Origin of the sequence: Sulfitobacter sp. M368 (assembly GCF_025141875.1) — a bacterium.
Lineage (GTDB): Bacteria > Pseudomonadota > Alphaproteobacteria > Rhodobacterales > Rhodobacteraceae > Sulfitobacter > Sulfitobacter mediterraneus_A.
This window is the reverse complement of sequence record NZ_CP081113.1, coordinates 1,049,007-1,065,867: the sequence shown is the minus strand read 5'-3', so window position 1 is coordinate 1,065,867 and position 16,861 is coordinate 1,049,007. Positions and strand designations below refer to the sequence as shown.

16 protein-coding genes and 1 pseudogene are annotated in these 16,861 nt (G+C 53.7%); 9 read left to right on the top strand and 8 right to left on the bottom strand.

Annotation, left to right across the window (positions count from 1 at the left end):
- Positions 1 to 164: 164 nt before the first annotated feature.
- The gene (locus K3754_RS05460; RefSeq protein WP_259941732.1) at positions 165 to 1,079 is read left to right on the top strand and encodes a LysR family transcriptional regulator; all 915 of its coding nucleotides are present in this window, start codon (positions 165 to 167) and stop codon (positions 1,077 to 1,079) included.
- A 296-nt stretch (positions 1,080 to 1,375) separates the two neighbouring features.
- Here the strand turns inward: K3754_RS05460 and K3754_RS05455 are convergent, their stop codons facing one another.
- Together K3754_RS05455 and K3754_RS05450 are read right to left on the bottom strand one after the other, a co-directional pair.
- Positions 1,376 to 2,608: an adenylate/guanylate cyclase domain-containing protein gene (locus K3754_RS05455; RefSeq protein WP_259941730.1), complete on the bottom strand. Its 1,233-nt coding sequence runs from the start codon at positions 2,606 to 2,608 to the stop codon at positions 1,376 to 1,378.
- Between the two features lie 220 nt (positions 2,609 to 2,828).
- A pseudogene (locus K3754_RS05450) lies at positions 2,829 to 3,281 on the bottom strand (tyrosine-type recombinase/integrase); the annotation flags it as partial.
- Positions 3,282 to 3,360: 79 nt separating this feature from the next.
- On the opposite strand from K3754_RS05450, the gene K3754_RS05445 reads away from it, so the two are divergent.
- A complete protein-coding gene (locus K3754_RS05445) occupies positions 3,361 to 3,627 on the top strand; it encodes a hypothetical protein (RefSeq protein WP_259941728.1) in 267 nt (88 codons plus the stop codon).
- Positions 3,628 to 3,792: 165 nt separating this feature from the next.
- Here the strand turns inward: K3754_RS05445 and K3754_RS05440 are convergent, their stop codons facing one another.
- On the bottom strand, positions 3,793 to 5,205 hold the full coding sequence (locus K3754_RS05440) for an RtcB family protein (protein ID WP_259941726.1): 1,413 nt from the start codon (positions 5,203 to 5,205) through the stop codon (positions 3,793 to 3,795).
- A 283-nt stretch (positions 5,206 to 5,488) separates the two neighbouring features.
- Between K3754_RS05440 and K3754_RS05435 the strand changes: the two genes are divergently transcribed.
- Positions 5,489 to 7,048, top strand: a complete 1,560-nt coding sequence (locus K3754_RS05435; RefSeq protein ID WP_259941724.1) for an RNA repair transcriptional activator RtcR family protein — start codon at positions 5,489 to 5,491, stop codon at positions 7,046 to 7,048.
- 626 nt (positions 7,049 to 7,674) lie between these two features.
- Here K3754_RS05435 and K3754_RS05430 read toward each other — a convergent pair.
- The 3 genes from K3754_RS05430 to K3754_RS05420 all read right to left on the bottom strand — a co-directional run bounded on the left by K3754_RS05430 (position 7,675) and on the right by K3754_RS05420 (position 10,498).
- Positions 7,675 to 8,439 carry a hypothetical protein gene (locus K3754_RS05430; protein ID WP_259941722.1) on the bottom strand — a complete coding sequence of 255 codons (765 nt, stop codon included), beginning with the start codon at positions 8,437 to 8,439 and terminating at the stop codon, positions 7,675 to 7,677.
- 140 nt (positions 8,440 to 8,579) lie between these two features.
- Entirely contained in the window at positions 8,580 to 8,870 is a 291-nt protein-coding gene (locus K3754_RS05425; protein WP_259941720.1) for a hypothetical protein, read from the bottom strand.
- Positions 8,867 to 10,498, bottom strand: a complete 1,632-nt coding sequence (locus K3754_RS05420; RefSeq protein WP_259941718.1) for a phage minor head protein — start codon at positions 10,496 to 10,498, stop codon at positions 8,867 to 8,869. The genes K3754_RS05425 and K3754_RS05420 overlap by 4 nt, the downstream gene beginning before the upstream one ends.
- A gap of 158 nt (positions 10,499 to 10,656) precedes the next feature.
- On the opposite strand from K3754_RS05420, the gene K3754_RS05415 reads away from it, so the two are divergent.
- The 5 genes from K3754_RS05415 (at position 10,657) to K3754_RS05395 (ending at position 15,059) form a co-directional block, all read left to right on the top strand.
- Positions 10,657 to 11,874, top strand: a complete 1,218-nt coding sequence (locus K3754_RS05415) for a site-specific integrase (RefSeq protein ID WP_259941716.1) — start codon at positions 10,657 to 10,659, stop codon at positions 11,872 to 11,874.
- Positions 11,789 to 12,487: a hypothetical protein gene (locus tag K3754_RS05410; RefSeq protein WP_259941714.1), complete on the top strand. Its 699-nt coding sequence runs from the start codon at positions 11,789 to 11,791 to the stop codon at positions 12,485 to 12,487. Before K3754_RS05415 ends, K3754_RS05410 begins: the two co-directional genes overlap by 86 nt.
- A 122-nt stretch (positions 12,488 to 12,609) precedes the next feature.
- Complete coding sequence (locus K3754_RS05405; protein WP_259941711.1) at positions 12,610 to 12,834, top strand: AlpA family transcriptional regulator; 225 nt, start codon at positions 12,610 to 12,612, stop codon at positions 12,832 to 12,834.
- A 23-nt stretch (positions 12,835 to 12,857) separates the two neighbouring features.
- Entirely contained in the window at positions 12,858 to 14,630 is a 1,773-nt protein-coding gene (locus K3754_RS05400) for a bifunctional DNA primase/polymerase (RefSeq protein ID WP_259941708.1), read from the top strand.
- Between the two features lie 132 nt (positions 14,631 to 14,762).
- Positions 14,763 to 15,059 (top strand): hypothetical protein, encoded by a 297-nt coding sequence (locus K3754_RS05395; protein WP_259941705.1) that lies wholly within the window; start codon positions 14,763 to 14,765, stop codon positions 15,057 to 15,059.
- Between the two features lie 322 nt (positions 15,060 to 15,381).
- On the opposite strand, the gene K3754_RS05390 is transcribed toward K3754_RS05395, so the two are convergent.
- Together K3754_RS05390 and K3754_RS05385 are read right to left on the bottom strand one after the other, a co-directional pair.
- Positions 15,382 to 15,720, bottom strand: coding sequence for a hypothetical protein (locus K3754_RS05390; protein ID WP_259941703.1), 339 nt, complete (start codon positions 15,718 to 15,720; stop codon positions 15,382 to 15,384).
- A gap of 165 nt (positions 15,721 to 15,885) precedes the next feature.
- Entirely contained in the window at positions 15,886 to 16,266 is a 381-nt protein-coding gene (locus K3754_RS05385) for a hypothetical protein (protein WP_259941700.1), read from the bottom strand.
- Positions 16,267 to 16,577: 311 nt separating this feature from the next.
- On the opposite strand from K3754_RS05385, the gene K3754_RS05380 reads away from it, so the two are divergent.
- On the top strand, positions 16,578 to 16,781 hold the full coding sequence (locus K3754_RS05380; RefSeq protein WP_259941697.1) for a hypothetical protein: 204 nt from the start codon (positions 16,578 to 16,580) through the stop codon (positions 16,779 to 16,781).
- The last annotated feature ends 80 nt before the right edge of the window (positions 16,782 to 16,861 follow it).

Here is a 16,861-nt window from a genome sequence, read left to right as displayed (position 1 = left end):
TTGCGTGTTGCACTTCAGGTTTAAAGCAGCGCGGAAGCGCCGGGCGTAAGAACGGGTCGCTTTCGATTGCCGCGATAAGGCCGGTCTCGTTTCGTAGTCAGTATCATCCATGCGCCGGTGAAGGGTCGATTGCCTAAATTTGTCCACCTGCTATACGCCCATGAATGAACTGGCAGGCCGTCTCCTTCGATTGGAACCAAGTGCGCACTTTCCTCGCGACAGCTGAGGAAGGCTCGTTCAGCGGCGCGGCGCGTGTGTTGAAGACAACGCAACCGACGATAGGACGGCAAATCGGTGCGCTGGAGGAGGCACTTGGCGTCACGCTGGTAGAGCGCAGCGTTCGTGGCCTCACCTTGACGAAGGCAGGGCGCGACCTGCTTGATCACGTGCGCACAATGGGCGAGGCCGCGACGCTCATCTCGATAGTTGCCGACGGAAAGTCTCAGGAAGTCACGGGCGAGGTGACGGTAACAGGAACAGACCTTCTGTCAGCGGCGATCCTGCCGGGCCTACTCAAGCCGTTGCGACAGGTGGCGCCAGGCATCCGCGTACGCATCCTTGCGTCAAGCGACATGCAGAATTTGACGCAGCGCGAAGCGGACATCGCGATCCGACACGTCCGGCCAGACCAGCCGGACCTCATAGCGCGGCACTTGGCCGACTTCCGCGCCAATCTCTATGCCACGACCGAGTATCTCGATCGCGTAGGCCGCCCACGCACACCGAGCGAGGTAGCCGCTCTCGATTTCGTCGGCAACGCCGACCCCGAGCGGCTGATGGCCCCTCTGCACAACATGGGCGTAACCGTTCGTGCAGAGAGCTTCGTTATGTCGAGTGAGAGCGGTGTTGTCGCATGGGAATTGGTGAAAGCGGGCTACGGCGTCTCTATGCAACCCGAAACGTTGGGCGAGGCTGAACCGGGCATCGAGAAGGTCTTACCGGATTTCCCATCGTTGGAGTTTCCAATATGGCTGGTCACGCATCGGGAGTTACAGACCAGCCGCCGTATCCGGATCGTATTCGACCTGCTGGCCCGAGGTCTTTCAGACGTTGCGAAGCGCCGAAGTGGTGGCGATTGACAGGTGAAAATGCACCGAACCCGGAGCAAGCGAGGTTGCGTGGCAATAATTGAAGCTGCGATTGCACGAGTTCATTTTGTCCGATCAGTGCACGCTAATGTTGGAGATGGTGCGCAATCGATCAACGTCTGCTTTGGGGAAGTTGCAATGCGGCAAAGTCTCTCGCGATGAACGGCTGGTTAGGGCCGTTTGGGCCAGCCAAATTTATGCGTATCTTGCTGATACTTAAATGAATCCGAAGTCGGTAGAGAGCCTAAAATGACTGGGTTCGATGTTGTCGCAATACTCAAACACGGCTATTCGGCCGTCAGCAACAAGTAGGCATTCCGAGCCGCATGGCCTTTGATTGCAATACTTCCACGAGGCTCGGCAAGATAGCGTTCAGGCAACAAGTCACGTGTTTCTGATGACATCTGAATGCGATCAGCGATACCCGAAGACTCCATGCGACTGGCGATGTTAACCGTATCTCCCCAAAGATCGTAGGCAAATTTCTGTTTGCCAATCACGCCAGCAACGGCGGCCCCGGAATGGACGCCTGTGCGTAGTCCGAGATCCAACTGCTGCGTCTGTCGGAAATCTTCAAATGTGGAGTGCATATCCTGCGCCAGGTTGATCATCGTCTCCGCATGGTTGCCCGTGCCATCCAACCCTGTCGCAACCATATAGCCATCTCCAATGGTTTTTATCTTCTCAGCTCCATGCTGTTCAACCAAAGCGTCAAATCGGATGAAAAGGTCGTTTAGCAAAGTCACCAGCGCCTCGGCGGTCATGCCGCGAGACATTCTCGTAAATCCGGCGATGTCAGAAAACAGCACCGTGACAGACGTCAGACTATCGGCCAAAGGCTCTTCCTGAGCTTTCAAACGCTCAGCAATCCGAGCAGGAAGGATGTTTAGCAAAAGGCCTTCCGCACGTTGGAATTCGTGTTGTTGGGCCCTTTCCGCGGCTTCAACAGCCACATCATACATGGCAACAACCATCGATATCGCCAATGCGAGCATAAGGAGATTATTCATCAGAAATATGTGGGAGAGCCAATTGGGAACGTCGTATTTTGCCCCAGTTTCGAGTGAATAAATACAAACCAAGCCGACAATGACGACAATTGTATTTGCTAAAAGGAACCGCTTCGGACGTGGAAAGATTGGACAGAGCAAAAGGACAGCGATGCTCATGAAACCAGCCAGCCAGAAGCCACCTTCGAACCCAAGATACAGCGTTGCCAAAATGGCATGTAGCGGGAATTCGATAAGGACGCCAAGATAGGTTGCTGTCTTGTAATCGCCGTTGAACGATCGCCACGCCCCAAAAGCAAATGCTAAAACGCTAAAGACATTGTAGACCGCAAGCAAAGTGTAGTCGAGCTGCCAGAAAACGACCAAGAAGCCAAAGTGCCCAAGGCCCGCTACTGGACCACCTAGGTTAAGAACTGTGAGATATCGTTGCTCTTCTTTGCTCAGGCCCAGTTGCTTGGCTTGGAACAATTCCCAGAGATTCAATTTTCCAGTAGCGTTTTGCGTCAACATTGACCCCAATCGGTTCCAGCTAAGGCGCGCATGGCGAATGTGTCAATGCCGGGGTGTCTAACTCTTCAATATAGCTGCCAGCAATGTACCCATTGTGTGAAGCGGCGCTGCGTTGATTATGCAGTGGCGGCGAATGTCTGAAATGCAAAAGCTGCATCGCAGCGGCGAAAGCCGTGGCGAATGTCTCTTAAGGGCTGCCCCTGTCGGCGACCCAAGGCCTTTAGATCTCGATGGCTTCTGCGATGGCCAGAGCATCTCCAAGTTCGACGCCTAAGTATCGAACGGTGCTATCCATCTTAATATGGCCAAGCAGAAGTTGACCCGCTCGCAAATTGCCAGTCTTTTTATAGATTTGCGTTACTTGGGTCCGGTGCATTGAATGAGTTCCATATGCTGCCGCTTCAAGGCCAATCGATGTGACCCAATCCCGAACAATCCGCGCGTATTGCCGTGTCGAAATATGGAGGCGCTCATGAAATCGACCGGGCCAAAGATATTCTGAACCGACCATGAGTGGGTCCTCCATCCATTTCGCAACCGATGCTCGGGTGCCCCCCGATATTTCGAACCGGACAGGTTTCTCTGTCTTATTTTGAAGCACCGAAGCCCGCTCCTTGATCTGGCCTGACGCCATGACGTCAACAACTTGCATGCGACAAAGGTCGCAGCCGCGTGTCTGAAGTCAGCACTTATGGGTCCAAATAGGGTCATTTGCTAAGAGAGGGTTTGTTGCTCATCGTAGCCACTGAGGAGTGGATGATGAGAAAGACTACAAGGTTAACGGCGAGGTTTGGTGGGTACATAAATTCGACGCTGATCCGTTTCCTTCAAATCCTCACGCTCACTGTGTTGGCGAAAGAGACCGATTTCTGGGCCTGAAAATGCATCTCGGAAATGCAGAATTGTTTCGCGGAGCAGAAACAACCGGCCGATTTCTGGGTAAGAAGCAATTCAAAAGACTGATCGACCTCATCCGCCCAAAATTTCCGGACATCATTTTTCCGCCAGAAAACAAGTGAACTCGCGGCCCAAACCGGACATAGCGCAGCCAAGTTCATACTGCGGTGCAGCGTGTGTCAAAGCGGACGTTTCCAACCATCATAACTTGCCAAGGTCGCCATCAGCTTTGTTCCATTGTCCGAACCTCGAAAAGCCCCGAGAGCATGCTCAGGGCTTTTCAGTTTCTACCGGCGACCCTTCGGGCGACGAATGAACCGTGGCATATCACCGGCCATGATGGACCCATACGGGTCAATCCAGTCGACGATCTCCGCCAAATTGAAAGACTCAATCTGAGCGGCAACCGCAGTCGCTGGCTTGTAGCTGGACGGCAGTTCTGACGCATCGACTTTACCTGCGTGAAAACGCACGTCCAAGCCGGCGGTTTCCTCGATCAACGCCTCTTCAGCTGTGTTTGCGCCAAGCCTGCGCATGTGTTCTGTCCGCGACCAGTTGCGCCCCGCCCCGTGCGGACTGAATCCAAGGGCATGTGGCGCATCAGTGCCCCGAACAATCAACACAGGTTCCGCCATGTTCAGCGGGATGATCGTGCGACCACCTGCATCAGCATCTGCTGCAAACCCAGACCATCCGGGTGTGGCGCCTTTGCCGTGAAGGTAAACGTCACCACGCCGAAAGACGAAGTTATGCTCATTCCAGAACCGCTCACCTGCAGAGGCTTGCGCCGCCTCCATCGTTGCCTGATGGATTGAGTTGTGGTTCGTCTTCGTCCACTTGCGGATGATCTGCAACGCATCCCAATAGGCACACCCGTCTTCGGTGTCTGCGGGGATCCACGCGTTCTGCTTCAAGGTCTTGGGTGAATGTCTGCGGCGATATTTCTCCGCAACTTCCATTCCAGCCTTATATAGTTTTGCGCCCGGTCCGCGTGATCCATGGTGTGTGATCATTGCTGTTCGACCTGTGGTCCGAGACCGCCCTACAAACAAGAAATGGTTCCCGTCGCCCTGCGTGCCCATCTGTTCCTGTGCCGCGCGAATTGTCTTCGCGTTGTTCAGAAACGGGTTGCCACGAAACGCATCCAGCAAATCCAACGACACTGTAAAGCGCTGCCCTTGCGGACGGCCACCGGGCCCGAAATGGGTCACCCTCGCGGCTGCATCCATCACGGCAGCTGGATCGGCGTCACCCAAATCGGTCATCATCAAAGAACAACAAATGTCGGCCGAGTGCATGCCTGGGTGGATCGCATTCTTTGCCGCGACAACCCCACCCACCGGAATGGTCCCGATGGGACCTGCAGGACAGGCATCAGGCATGATCGCTCCGCCAACCACAGTTGGGGTCTGCATCACGGCGCGCATTGTCTCGCGAACCTTAGCAAGGTTTTTTTCTTCATCTGCATCAGCAGGGATAAGGTTCTCATGGAACGTGACAGACCCCATCTCATGCGGCTCGATCTGTTCGGGTGGGATCGGAATTTCAGATGACAGATCGTTCCGAATATCCTTCACATCCTTCCCCTCTTCCAGCATCTGATTGGCCCGCGCCAAAAGGTGTGGAAACTGCGGCCCAGGCACATGTCCCCAACTTTTGAGGTCGCGACCGTTGAGCGGTGTGAATGTGAGGTCTTCCATTGTCTTATCCTTTGGTCATTGCTCCCCATTCCTTGGGGTGACGGTTGCGGCACGGCGGATTGGGAATACGCCCAACCCGCCGCTTTTCCGGATGCGAATTCATCCGTTTGCTTTGCTTGGTCTCTTTCGGTGGATCAGTTTTCGCAGGATTCGGGCCGACGAACAAAGAAGAGCGAAATACTTCTTATCATGTTGATAATGAACACATTTACTTAACATTGGCGCACATGTTAGCTTGTGATACTATCTAATAGTATCGCCTTTTATTAATATGGATAATGCCATGCGTAACGTCGTCCTTGGCTTTCTTGGAACACAGCTTGATCGCGGTAAACGCGGCGGCTGGAAACCGTCTCTGGGCTTGTGTCAGGTAGACGGCTTTCCGGTTGATCGGTTTGAATTACTGTATGATGTTAAGTTCAGCCGCGTCGCGCATAGCCTCAAGAAAGAGATCGAACTGGTGTCTCCTGATACCGAGGTTTTGCTTCATCGCATGGATATGGTGGACCCATGGGATCTCGAAGAGGTCTATTCAAAGCTATACGACTTTGCGCAGGACTACGGGTTTGACGAGGATCGTGAGCGATATCACATCCATCTGACGACTGGCACGCATATCGGCCAAATCTGCTGGTTCTTGCTGTCTGAATCCCGGCACATCCCAGCAGCTCTGATCCAAACCGGGCCGCCACGGGGCGAGCAAGCAAACGGTACTTTTGATCTAATCGATCTTGATCTCAACAAATATGATGCGCTTCAGCAGCGCTTCGACGAGCAAACACGCGAATACGGAGACCTGCTAAAAGGCGGGATTGAGACGAAAAACTCCCGGTACAACGCGTTGATTGACCGTATCGAACAAGTTGCGGGTCTTTCGGATGCGCCAATCTTTTTGCTCGGTGAGTCGGGCACTGGGAAGTCAGAGCTTGCCCAGCGGATCTATGAACTGAAGCTGCAGCGAAGGCGCGTCAAAGGACGGCTTGTTCAGGTCAATTGTGCCACCCTGCGTGGGGGCGCAGCACTACCTACGCTCTTTGGCCAGAGACGGAGCCACACAGGGCAGCCAGGGACGGAACGTGCGGGTCTTTTGCGCGAAGCGGATGGCGGTGTCTTATTCCTGGACGAGATCGATGAACTGGGACTGGAAGAACAAGCACTGCTGCTGCACGCTATTGAAACGGGCCGATATTATCCGCTTGGATCCGACTCAGAAGTCACCAGCCGGTTTCAAGTCATCGCAGGTGCGACCAAAGACCTGACGAGGCTCGCGGCGGAAGGTCAGTTCCGCCTCGATCTATTGTCGCGATTGAACCTGTGGACATTTAGATTGCCCGCATTGCGAGAGCGTACCGAGGATCTTGATGCAAACCTGCGGTTTGAGCTCGCGCGCGCAGAGAAAATGCTGGGCATCAGGGTCGGTTTTAATGCCGACGCCGCTGACGCTTGGTTACGATTTGCAAAGTCGCCCTCAACACTTTGGCCGGGCAACTTCCGCGATTTCAGTGGTGCTGTCTTGCGGCTTTGCACGCTGGCGCCACGCGGACGCATCACAAGAACACAAGTCGAAGAAGAAATCGCAACTCTGCAACGTCGGTGGCGTGCCGCAGACAGTAACGTGGATAGCAAGCTTGTCGGCGATTATGTAGATCGGCCATTGGACCCATTTGATATCAGCCAATTGGCACAGGTTATTCGGACTTGCCAATCGTCACAATCCATCAGTGAAGCCGGACGAAAGCTGTTTGCCGTATCCCGCGAAGAACGGGCTAGCCGCAACGATGCTGATCGTCTGCGTAAATATCTCGCGAAATTCGAGCTGTCATGGCGCGATCTGATTGAATAGTAACGGCCCAAAGCCGACTTTTGTCGCCTTGCTAGGTTTCTGCGGTTGCAGCCCGCATTCCGGCCATTCGCTGCAGGAACGCAATATATCAGCTCTGGGAGGTTCGGAGAGCGGACTTTGTTACCTTAATTCGGGCGCTCAATTTCGTGGTGTGATACACGGACAGAACGCCCACTATAGTTACCAAGAGAATACTGGTCATACGGTTGATAAAGCCAACAATCAGTCCAATCCCCCGCATCGTTGGGGAATTCTAACCTGCCCCCATACGACACCCAGCTAAAAATTGACACATCGCCCAGGACCGGCAACTACCAGCAAGGTACTGTTCTTAATTAGAATTAATGGTGCCCGGGGGCGGAATCGAACCACCGACACGAGGATTTTCAATTAGCCTTGTGATCCGCGCAGGCTGTCTCAAGCGTGCTCAACCTGTAACGTAGCCGATTGAAAACCTTGATATTTGAGCTTAGCAGAACGTCTCGACTTGTCACGCGCCAGAGCATTCAAGCACACGGCTACTGCTACCCCAACGATACCCCAAGCTTCCTAGCGGCCTAATAATCAAAATCCGGCTTTCGCAATTTGATTTTGGCGAAGACTAGGGGAAATCTAACGTGCAGAGCTTAGCGGCGTGGAAATTGAGACAACCACTCAACTCCACCATCCATTGATCGCCAAAGGTCATAGGCTTGGTTTGAGTACGCCTTCGCCTCTTCAATCGAACCTTGAGCTACCCACGCAGCTTCACTCCGTTTGGGGTGTCGCTTTAAGAGAAGCTGTCCGACAATATGCGTATTTCTTTGTCTGGCCTTCGTTACCATGTCCTGCGCCGCTTCAAGATCATCGTCTTGGAATGCACAAAGTGCGGCCCACATATTCATCTCTGTTCGATATTCATCCCGAAACTCAGACAAAAGACGCCGTCCTAACGACCATTTGTTTTGTCTGGCGTACCATTCGGGTAGCAGGAACCTCACGCCAATATTATCGTTTGGGCATATACGGAGCATTTTTTGAGCAATCTCAATCGCTTCATCTCTTGCGCTGCTTCTGCCATCTTCCCAAAGCGCAAGCGCCAGCGTATGAAGACCACGCATGTACGGTCTTGTCCTTGTGACACTCCAAAATGGGAAGTCCTCCGAGGGTGCAGAGGCGATTTCGTCCTTGAACGCGATTTCGCCAAGACGGACGGCTTCGCGAGCATAAGCCTGCTTTTGCCCTAGTACTGCTGCGGCTTGAGCGAGAATGACATAGCTGTCAATCGTATCGGGTTCTAACTTGATTGCTCTGAGCGCGGCGTCGGTCGCTCCCCGCAAATCGCCGACTTCCATTCTGTCCCAAGCGAAGTCTTCCAGCTCTTGATTCTCTGGAATGTCCCAGTCCGACAAAATTATGATCCCTGCTCTCTTGGCTCTCAACCATAGGTCGATTTTCGCACCTAAAATGTGACTGCGCTTTCTTGGGCGCCACCAAAGGCGGCAACGCCTCTTGGTCACGGCTTTGAGCGCAACTTGCCTACAAGGAGAGATTAAATCAAGTCGGGGAACGGGCCTGATCTATAAAGGTAGTCATACAGTCGATGTAGGTAGGCGTGCAGATCTGCATCAGAATCAAAACTGACATCTGTTTGGTTCTCGTAGTCTAAGGCAGTCACGCTTTTTTTCGCGAGAACATGCTCAAAGTTTCGCTTCAAGCGATCTGACCACTCCGTACGTTCGGCAGAAATTTCCTTCAGTCTGGCAGGATCGTTTGTATTCGCGCCACAATACAGTCCAATATCTTTCATCCATGCTTGGGTTCTCAGATCAACTTGAGTCATGTGTTCCCTCCAATCGGAAATAGCGTGACCAGCAACGGTTCCCCATCTGGTGTCAATTCGTACACAGCTTTTATTTGTCCGCCTTCGAAGTCAATCGGAGTAACCCCTTGAGGGCTCTTGAAACTACCCACTCTTGTGACACCTTCAACTGCATTCGCGTAGTTGGGGCCAAGGACGTCTTCGATAGGCAACACAACTTCAAACCGGGACCGACCATTTCCAACCAGAGACAAAGCTGTATCTCGTGCAAGTCTGTATTCTGGCGACCTTCTAATGAGCGATTCAGCGGCAACAAAATCCGCTTCACTCGTAATCCGAGTTGCTCTTCGGCTCACGATGTGTGGTCGGCCTGTAACCCCATCTTTCCGACTGCCTGTCATCGGATCGAAACCTTTCAATACTCGATCTTCCAGCATCTGACGTGTGACGGCCCCTTCATGTCGCTGCGGTCCATGACCCTGTGCTTCCAACTCAGCGAAGCGGTTAGCAACAAGCGCATCCGCTTCTCTTCGGCGGGTGTTGAGCATGTCATCCAACCTTGCGCGTCCCACTCGCAATGCGTTTAACGCGGCGGCAGGACGTAGGCGAGATAGATTTACCCCAAGTTTTGCGGCGCCCGCTGTGAACGCGGTTCCCCCCAACAAAACAGAGGCGTCGAGATATGCCACGTTTTCGTATGCGCGCAGCAATGCGTCTTCACTAGTCAGGCCAAGGCGGTATTCCAAGTCTAACAGGCGAAGCTCTGCGTGCTGAGCTTCAAAGTAAGCGACGGCTTCGTTCGCGATCATCTCAGCCGTCTCTAAATCCAATTCGGTCAGTCGATCTAGCGCTGCAAGAATGTTTTCACGCGCAGCAAGGCGTTCCGCTTCTTCTTCCTCGGTGATGATCCCAAAAAGTCTCCGATAGCCGAGGTAGGAAAAACGCAGCAGATCGAAAGTTGCCGTTACAGTGCCGACCAGCGCATCTTCGCCGGCTTGTGCAAGTCCCCGACTTCGCGCGCCAGCGATGCGATCCGCAAGATCAGGGGGAACGGTACGACCTGTCAGTATTGTCGTACCATTGAGCACAGCCGGTTCTGCGTAGCACCGACAGTTGTGCGCCTCACCTGGCAAGCCGTCTGGAAAGCTGTGGCTCCAAGGAAACACGCGGTCATCGCGCTCTGCATGGCTGGACCGGACTTTAGAGTCATCGGCTGATCGCCAAACGTAATGTGTCACACCCGCTGCACGTTGGCGCGCCTCATTAAGTACGTTTTGAAATTTGCGGAGCAACCATGCTTCTGTGGCGTTAATATCGACCTCGATCAATGTTGCGATTTCATCGCGATCACGACCTTCACGTTCGTAGACGCCCAGCACTGCAAACAACCGGGCTTCAAATTCATCATATGCACGTTGCTTCAATGACTCTGAGTTGAATTCTCCTACATCACCAAAATGTTCCGACAGGAAATCTGCGTTGTCGGCATCGGCACCGTCCAAAAGCTCCAAAAATCTCAGGAGATGTGGCCTGAGATTGAACGAAGCATTCTTCCACTCTGGCGAGCTATGAATACGTTTCAAGCTGACCGTAAATTCGGATTTACCGCCAGATCGTAAGAATCGGACAACGGGGGTATCTAGCGCCATGAGAAACCTTCAGAAAGCAGTTGGTGGAGGATACGCTGGCGAAGGTAAGTTATTGGCGAAGTGGGCGAACGGTAAGTTAACCAATTCCCATCCAACCCGTCTCGCTTCGTCTAGGATTGTCCCTGACGTGGCGTTTCCGGGTCTCTTATCATGACCCCATGATACAGAAACTCACCACAAAGTTCATCGAAACCAGAAAGCCCGACCCATCCAAGCGCGTTGACTATCGAGACACGGTTGTTCCCGGCTTGGTCCTTCGTGTGAACAAATCCGGCACCAAGACGTTCAGCTTCCACAAGCGCATTAACGGGAAAATGAAGCGATTGACCATCGGCCAGTTCGGGCCGTTTTCCCTAACGGACGCACGGGAACGAGCGCGACAAATCCTCTACGAAGTCGAAACGGGCAGGTTTGAACAGAACACTGGTATAGAGATCGAAGCGAAACCGACGCTGGTTGACGTGATCCCCGATTACATCGTGAAGCATGCGAAGGTTCACAACCGCGATTGGAAACGCAAGAAAGCTTTGTTGGAGAAATTCACCACGTTGCACGGCAAACGGATCGACGAGGTCAAGCGCGCCGACGTAGTGAAAGCTTGCGACACGATCCACAAAATGGCACCCGTCAGCGCGAACCGAGCGCTGGCCCATCTCAAACATCTAATGGGATGGTGTGTTGAGCGCGGCATGATCGATGTCAATCCCATCGCCGGAATGAAACCTCTATCGAAAGAAAAACCCCGTGAGCGTGTGTTGTCGGGCGAAGAACTGGGCGCGCTGTGGGTGGCCTGTGACGACGAGGGCTATCCTTTTGGGGATTGCATGAAGCTGTTGATGTTGAGCGGCCAGAGGCGCGCTGAGGTCGCCGAAATGCGCTGGTCCGAACTCGACCTCGAAAAACGCCTTTGGACCCTTCCTTCGCAGCGCGCGAAGAACGGTAGACAGCATACCGTTCCCATCACGGATGCAATGTTTGACGTTCTGCGCAAGGTGCCAAAATTCATCAGATCGGACTACGTGTTCACGACCACCGGCAAATCGCCCGTGTCGGGTTTCGGTCGCCTGAAAGACCGGCTCGACAAGGCGCTGACCGAGGGCACGGAACCGTGGATCATTCACGACCTGCGCCGCACCATGTCCACCAACATGGCGATGCTGGGCGTCCCGCAGCCTGTCACCGAAGCCCTGCTGAACCACAAGACGGGTGTGGTCTCGGGCGTGGCCGCTATCTACAATGTCTATTCATATGCAGATGAAAAGCGCGATGCGCTTGAACTTTGGAATAGTCATGTCGCGAAAGCCACCAAATCAGCCCTACTACCTGAAATATCGCGATCTGGGATGGTTGGAGCGGCCACTTCCACCAGCACCTAACTTTTTCTCGGAAAAGCTGATCGAGAAAATTTGCAGAAGGGTTGCTAGTAAAAAGAACGTTGACCAAGTGGCGTTGGCAAAGGATCTGCGGGCCATTGCCGAGGCGTATTGGATTGCAGCAATGTCTTCGCCTCTCGGGATCGGCGATGGGCCAAAACTACTGGGGCCAGATGAGCGAAAGCGAACAATCAAAAGCTCGGTTTTACACCCGGCGCAGAAACTTGTCGCAGCTCTTTCGGATGAAAATTTAACCTTGCTTTCTGAGTGGCCAGACGGCGCAGTTTCCGCACCGCCTGATCGAAAGCTGTTACTCGAAGAGCTTGAATTGCTGGTTGGCCGAGTGACCGATTTGTTAGAAGCAATGGAAGGGCGCACGCGCCGAGGTTCACCTCTTTCAAATGAATTCAAAATAGATTTAACAGAAGTTCTGACCGAGGTGTTTCGTCAGTATTTTCCTGACCTGCCTGCTCGGCGTGGTGGATACGACCGGACAAAGACCGCGAGTAGCGAGTACACGCAATTCATGGAAGCATGTGGTCGCGAAATTTTCGGGCCAAGCTTCTCGTTTTCCGGTCAGGTGCTTGATGCTGCCACTTTGCCGCCGGAAGAGTAGGTACCATTAGTTGCGCAAAACCTGCGCAGCTTTGGCTGCAGCATTGATTTCACGCCATCTCAATCTGTCGTATTTCTCCACACATGGGGTCGACCCCTTCATCAACCCGATGGAGGTCCATTATGAAAATCGAAGACGGTCGAAAGACCTTAGCCACGCGCGATGATCTGAAACGCATGGGCATTACTGTAAGCAACACAACCTTGTTGCGCTGGGAGAAACATGGCCGCTTTCCGCGCCGCTTGAAATGTGGCGGGACAACCTGCCTTTGGTCGGTCGCAGAGCTTTCAGCTTGGTTGGAAGAGCGTGCCGAAGAACGTTCCCGAACATTTTACGCTGACTACTAATCACCAATATGAGGAGAACCGAAATGCCTAGTTCATTTCGTTTCGAGGGTGATATGAAATCTTCCTCGAAGGTCAAAGCCGCGCTCGCTTGGGCGCGGCAAGGGGTCAAAATCATTGCTCTGCACGGCATCGACGATGACGGGGTTTGTACCTGTCGCAAGAAAACCTGCGTCGCTCCGGGCAAGCATCCGATTGCTGCGTTGTTTCCGCAGGGACAACACAGCGCAACGAGCGATCCCCGCGAAATTAGGTCGGCATTCAAGAAATACCCGTCGGCCAATCTAGGGGTCATTCTGCCACCCCACATCGTGGTGTTGGACGTTGATGGCTCCGAAGGCGCGGAAACCTACAAGAGCTTTAATTTGCCCAAGACACCATATGTCCGTACTGGCAGGGGCAGGCACTACTACTTTCGGGTTTCGGGTGAACTCCCGAAAAAGAAAGCCAAGCTTGCCGGTATCGACATAAAGGACGCTCAGAGCGGATACATAGTGGTTCCGCCAAGCACACATCATAGCGGCAAAGAGTATCGCGCTTTTCAACTCCAAAGGCCGATTGCAGGGCTTCCACAGAGCGTGCGGCAGAAACTGGCTGTAAAATCGCCGCGCACTATGCAGTTTGGTCAAGAAAACACATTCAAAGCCGGTGGGCGGAATAATGAACTTACCAAGATCGCCGGATCACTCCGATTTCGTGCGCTGCCGGAAACGGCAATTGCGGGTGCGCTAAAGGCAATCAATGAGACCGCTTGCAGCCCGCCTCTGGACGATGACGAAGTCGAGCGTATCGCGGCAAGTGTTAGCGGCTACGACGCAGGACACGAAGAGGCGTTCGGTTGGCTGGGTGACGTTGAGGAAAGCGCACCCCAGTTTCTTGCGTACCCCTATATCGTCAAAGGTGCACTGACAGTGCTCGACGGTAACATGGGCCAAGGGAAATCCACGTTTACCTGTGCGATTGCAGCGGCGGTTACGATTGGGGAGCCTCCACCCTTCGTTGATGAAATCGAAAAAGGCTCCGTTCTGTTCATGTCCGCAGAGGATGACCCGTCGCGGGTTCTCAAGCCTCGCCTGGTGAAAGCTGGCGCGGATGTGTCAAAGGTTAGATACCAAGAAGAACCATTCACGTTGGACGAAAGAGGGCTGTCTTTACTGCGTCAGGAATTGTCGGCGAACACCCCTGCGCTGGTCGTCATCGACCCCATCATAGCGTTCATGAAAGAGGGCGCGGATGGGAACAAGGCGACTGAGACCATGCACTTTATGGTACAAATTGACCTGCTTGCCCGTGAGTTTGATACTGCCATATTGATCGTGCGGCATCTTCGGAAAGCACGCGCTGATCACGCTATGCACCAAGGTATCGGGTCGATTTCTATATCGGCACGCGTTCGCTCGGGTCTGATCCTTGCACCGCATCCTGACGATCCACGCAAGCGTGCCGTCGCTCATGCGAAATCCAATTATGCGGAACCGGGTCCAACCATTGTTTTTGAAATGGAAAGCGGTGGTCCGCGAGAGCATCCCCAAATCAGGTGGCATGAGTGCGACCCAGAGCTAACAGTTAGCGATCTGCTTGCGCCGCCCGAAGCCGAGCGTGGGAGACCTCCAAAAGAACGCGACACGGCGACAGCGTGGCTGGAGAGTATTCTGCGCAACGGGCCGGTCAAAAAGAAAGCGCTGGACGGGATGGCCTCCGCAAACGGGATCACGCAAGCCACCCTTCGCCGGGCGGGTGACACGCTCGGTATTGCGAAATCGAAAGACGGAAAAGCGTCGGTCTGGGCGCTGCCCTGATCAACGCATCAGCATCACTTGCTCACAATTCGCATACGTGTGGGATTTTTGAGCAAGTGTTCACCCCCCACAAAACAAGGCTCCGTCTCGCATCTGCGTGTTCGGCGCACGGAAAAACAAAGGAAACATAGAATGACCAGACACGAAAAAAATATTAAGCGCCTAAAGTCCAAAATCCACAATGCGATATTGGATTGCGGCGAAATTGATGGTGCCGACCGCGTTGCCCTCAAAAACACTGATGTCGTCGATGCCCTGCTGGAACTCACCGGTCTTTATTGTTCGATCCATGGTTTCGAGACTTTCTCGCGGACGGACCTCGCTTTCAAACACGCCCTCACGATCATGGATCACATAGAGGTATTTCAGGATATGCGGAAAGAAGGAAAGATGCCCGCGACGGCGGTGCCTCGTAACAAGGTAAACTGACCACACGTCCAGTGGGGGTGGTGTGGGTAGCGGCTGAGGGCCAAATACCTCAGCAGTATGCATGACCACTTGTCTGCCCGAGAGGCACGCGCCGTTAAAAAAACGCCTCCCCCATCCCCCCTTTGGTTGCTCTATCACAGCGCCGCATCGGGCACCGCGCGGAACACCTCGGACTGACCCGTTGACTACGTATCAGTCTTTCGGGTGCGAGCCGGAGCTAAATCGCTGATTCTTTTCAAAGAGTCCGTGCTTACATCGGGTATCATGCCGGTGTCTGGGGTTCCACTTGGGTAGCATTCTGCCAGTTTGGGCGTGCTTGCGATCATTCCTGCGCCCAGCCCTTGCGATGGAAATGCCGCAGCACGATGGACCGGTTGTAGAGCGGGAATCCAACCCAGAGGCCATTGGCGGTCAGCAGGGACAACAGTGCCCACAGCCACATGCCCTTAAACAAGTAATACAGCGGCCCGAATAGCAGACACCAAAGCCGATGCCAGTTCCCGAGTATGACCTTGGTTTCGCCGTTGAAGCCCCATTTTGCGCTGATTGTCATTTCAAATATCTCCTCGCTAAAGCTGATGATGAATATCTCGATAAGAAAGATGCGAACTTTGGTCAGGCCTAACCCCGGCCAGCCGTACAGAGTTAAATGACGGTTCAATCATGGGGTGCTGTTCGGGTAGCATTGGCTCCCTCAGCGCGCCGCTGAGCGTCCCCCGCGCGAATTTATGGGGTTGTCCCTGAAAATACCGAAACTGGCGCTTCTGGCTCATTGTAACGCCGCCGCGCACGCGTTTAGCTCTACCTGCCGGGGATTTATTGCGGGTCATTCCGAGTTGCACACCGGCAGTGCCCCATGCGCCTCAACATGTTCCCAGATCAGCCGCCGTTCGGCGTAAGCTATGTAGGGATGGAGAATGTGATCGGCGGGATCGATCCCATTGGGCAGATGCACCGATACCCAAAGTTCGGATGTGTCGCCATCGAACACATCGTGAAAAGTGACGCCTCCCGCGTGGCCCTTCTTGCCTGTCGAAGCCGATCTATGGAATTGACGTATCCGGTTCCTGATCCCTTGCGCCGCCCATGTCCTGCCTATGTAGACGGTGTTGGTTGGCTCTCCACGCGAGATTACATAAATGCCTGCCTGCTGCGGCAACGCCGATCTATTGGCCCATTCAATTGGTTCGGTGAGGTGAAGCCCCATGCTGCCCCGATCTGCGAGCGCCCTCGCGGTTGACTGGTGATCGGGGTGTTAGAAAATCGCTGTAACACGATCCCTGAGCTTTTAGCCGGAGCCTGTTGTATAGCACAGGCACCCCGACCATAGGTCAAAGGCGGTCACCATTTCTGGCGCCATGTTACAGAGAGGTTTCTAAGCCCCAACGTGACCGCGTCTGTCACGTCGAGATCAGTGGTAGCAGCAATTCGAGAAAAGCTAAAGATGCGCTAGGGTTATCCCTGACAAATTTGCGAACCGCGTCTTATCGATCTGCATCAGAAACCAAGGAGATCGACATGCCCGACATCATCACGCTGAAAGCCCTTTGCGAAGAACTCAAGATCGACCCACGCGAGGCCCGTGAACGCCTGCGCGCTGCCGTTAGCGACACGAAGGCGTACCCAGAATTGGCGAGGGCAAGGAAGCCGCGAACGCCGTGGCAATGGGTGAAAGGGTCCGCGACATTGGATGAGGCCAAGAGGGCAGTAACCATCAAATAGCATTGCCACTTTCAAAACTACTGCACCTTGTTGTGGAAACATCGGCGGGTACAATCTATGCTGGCGCTCATGAGGGGCTA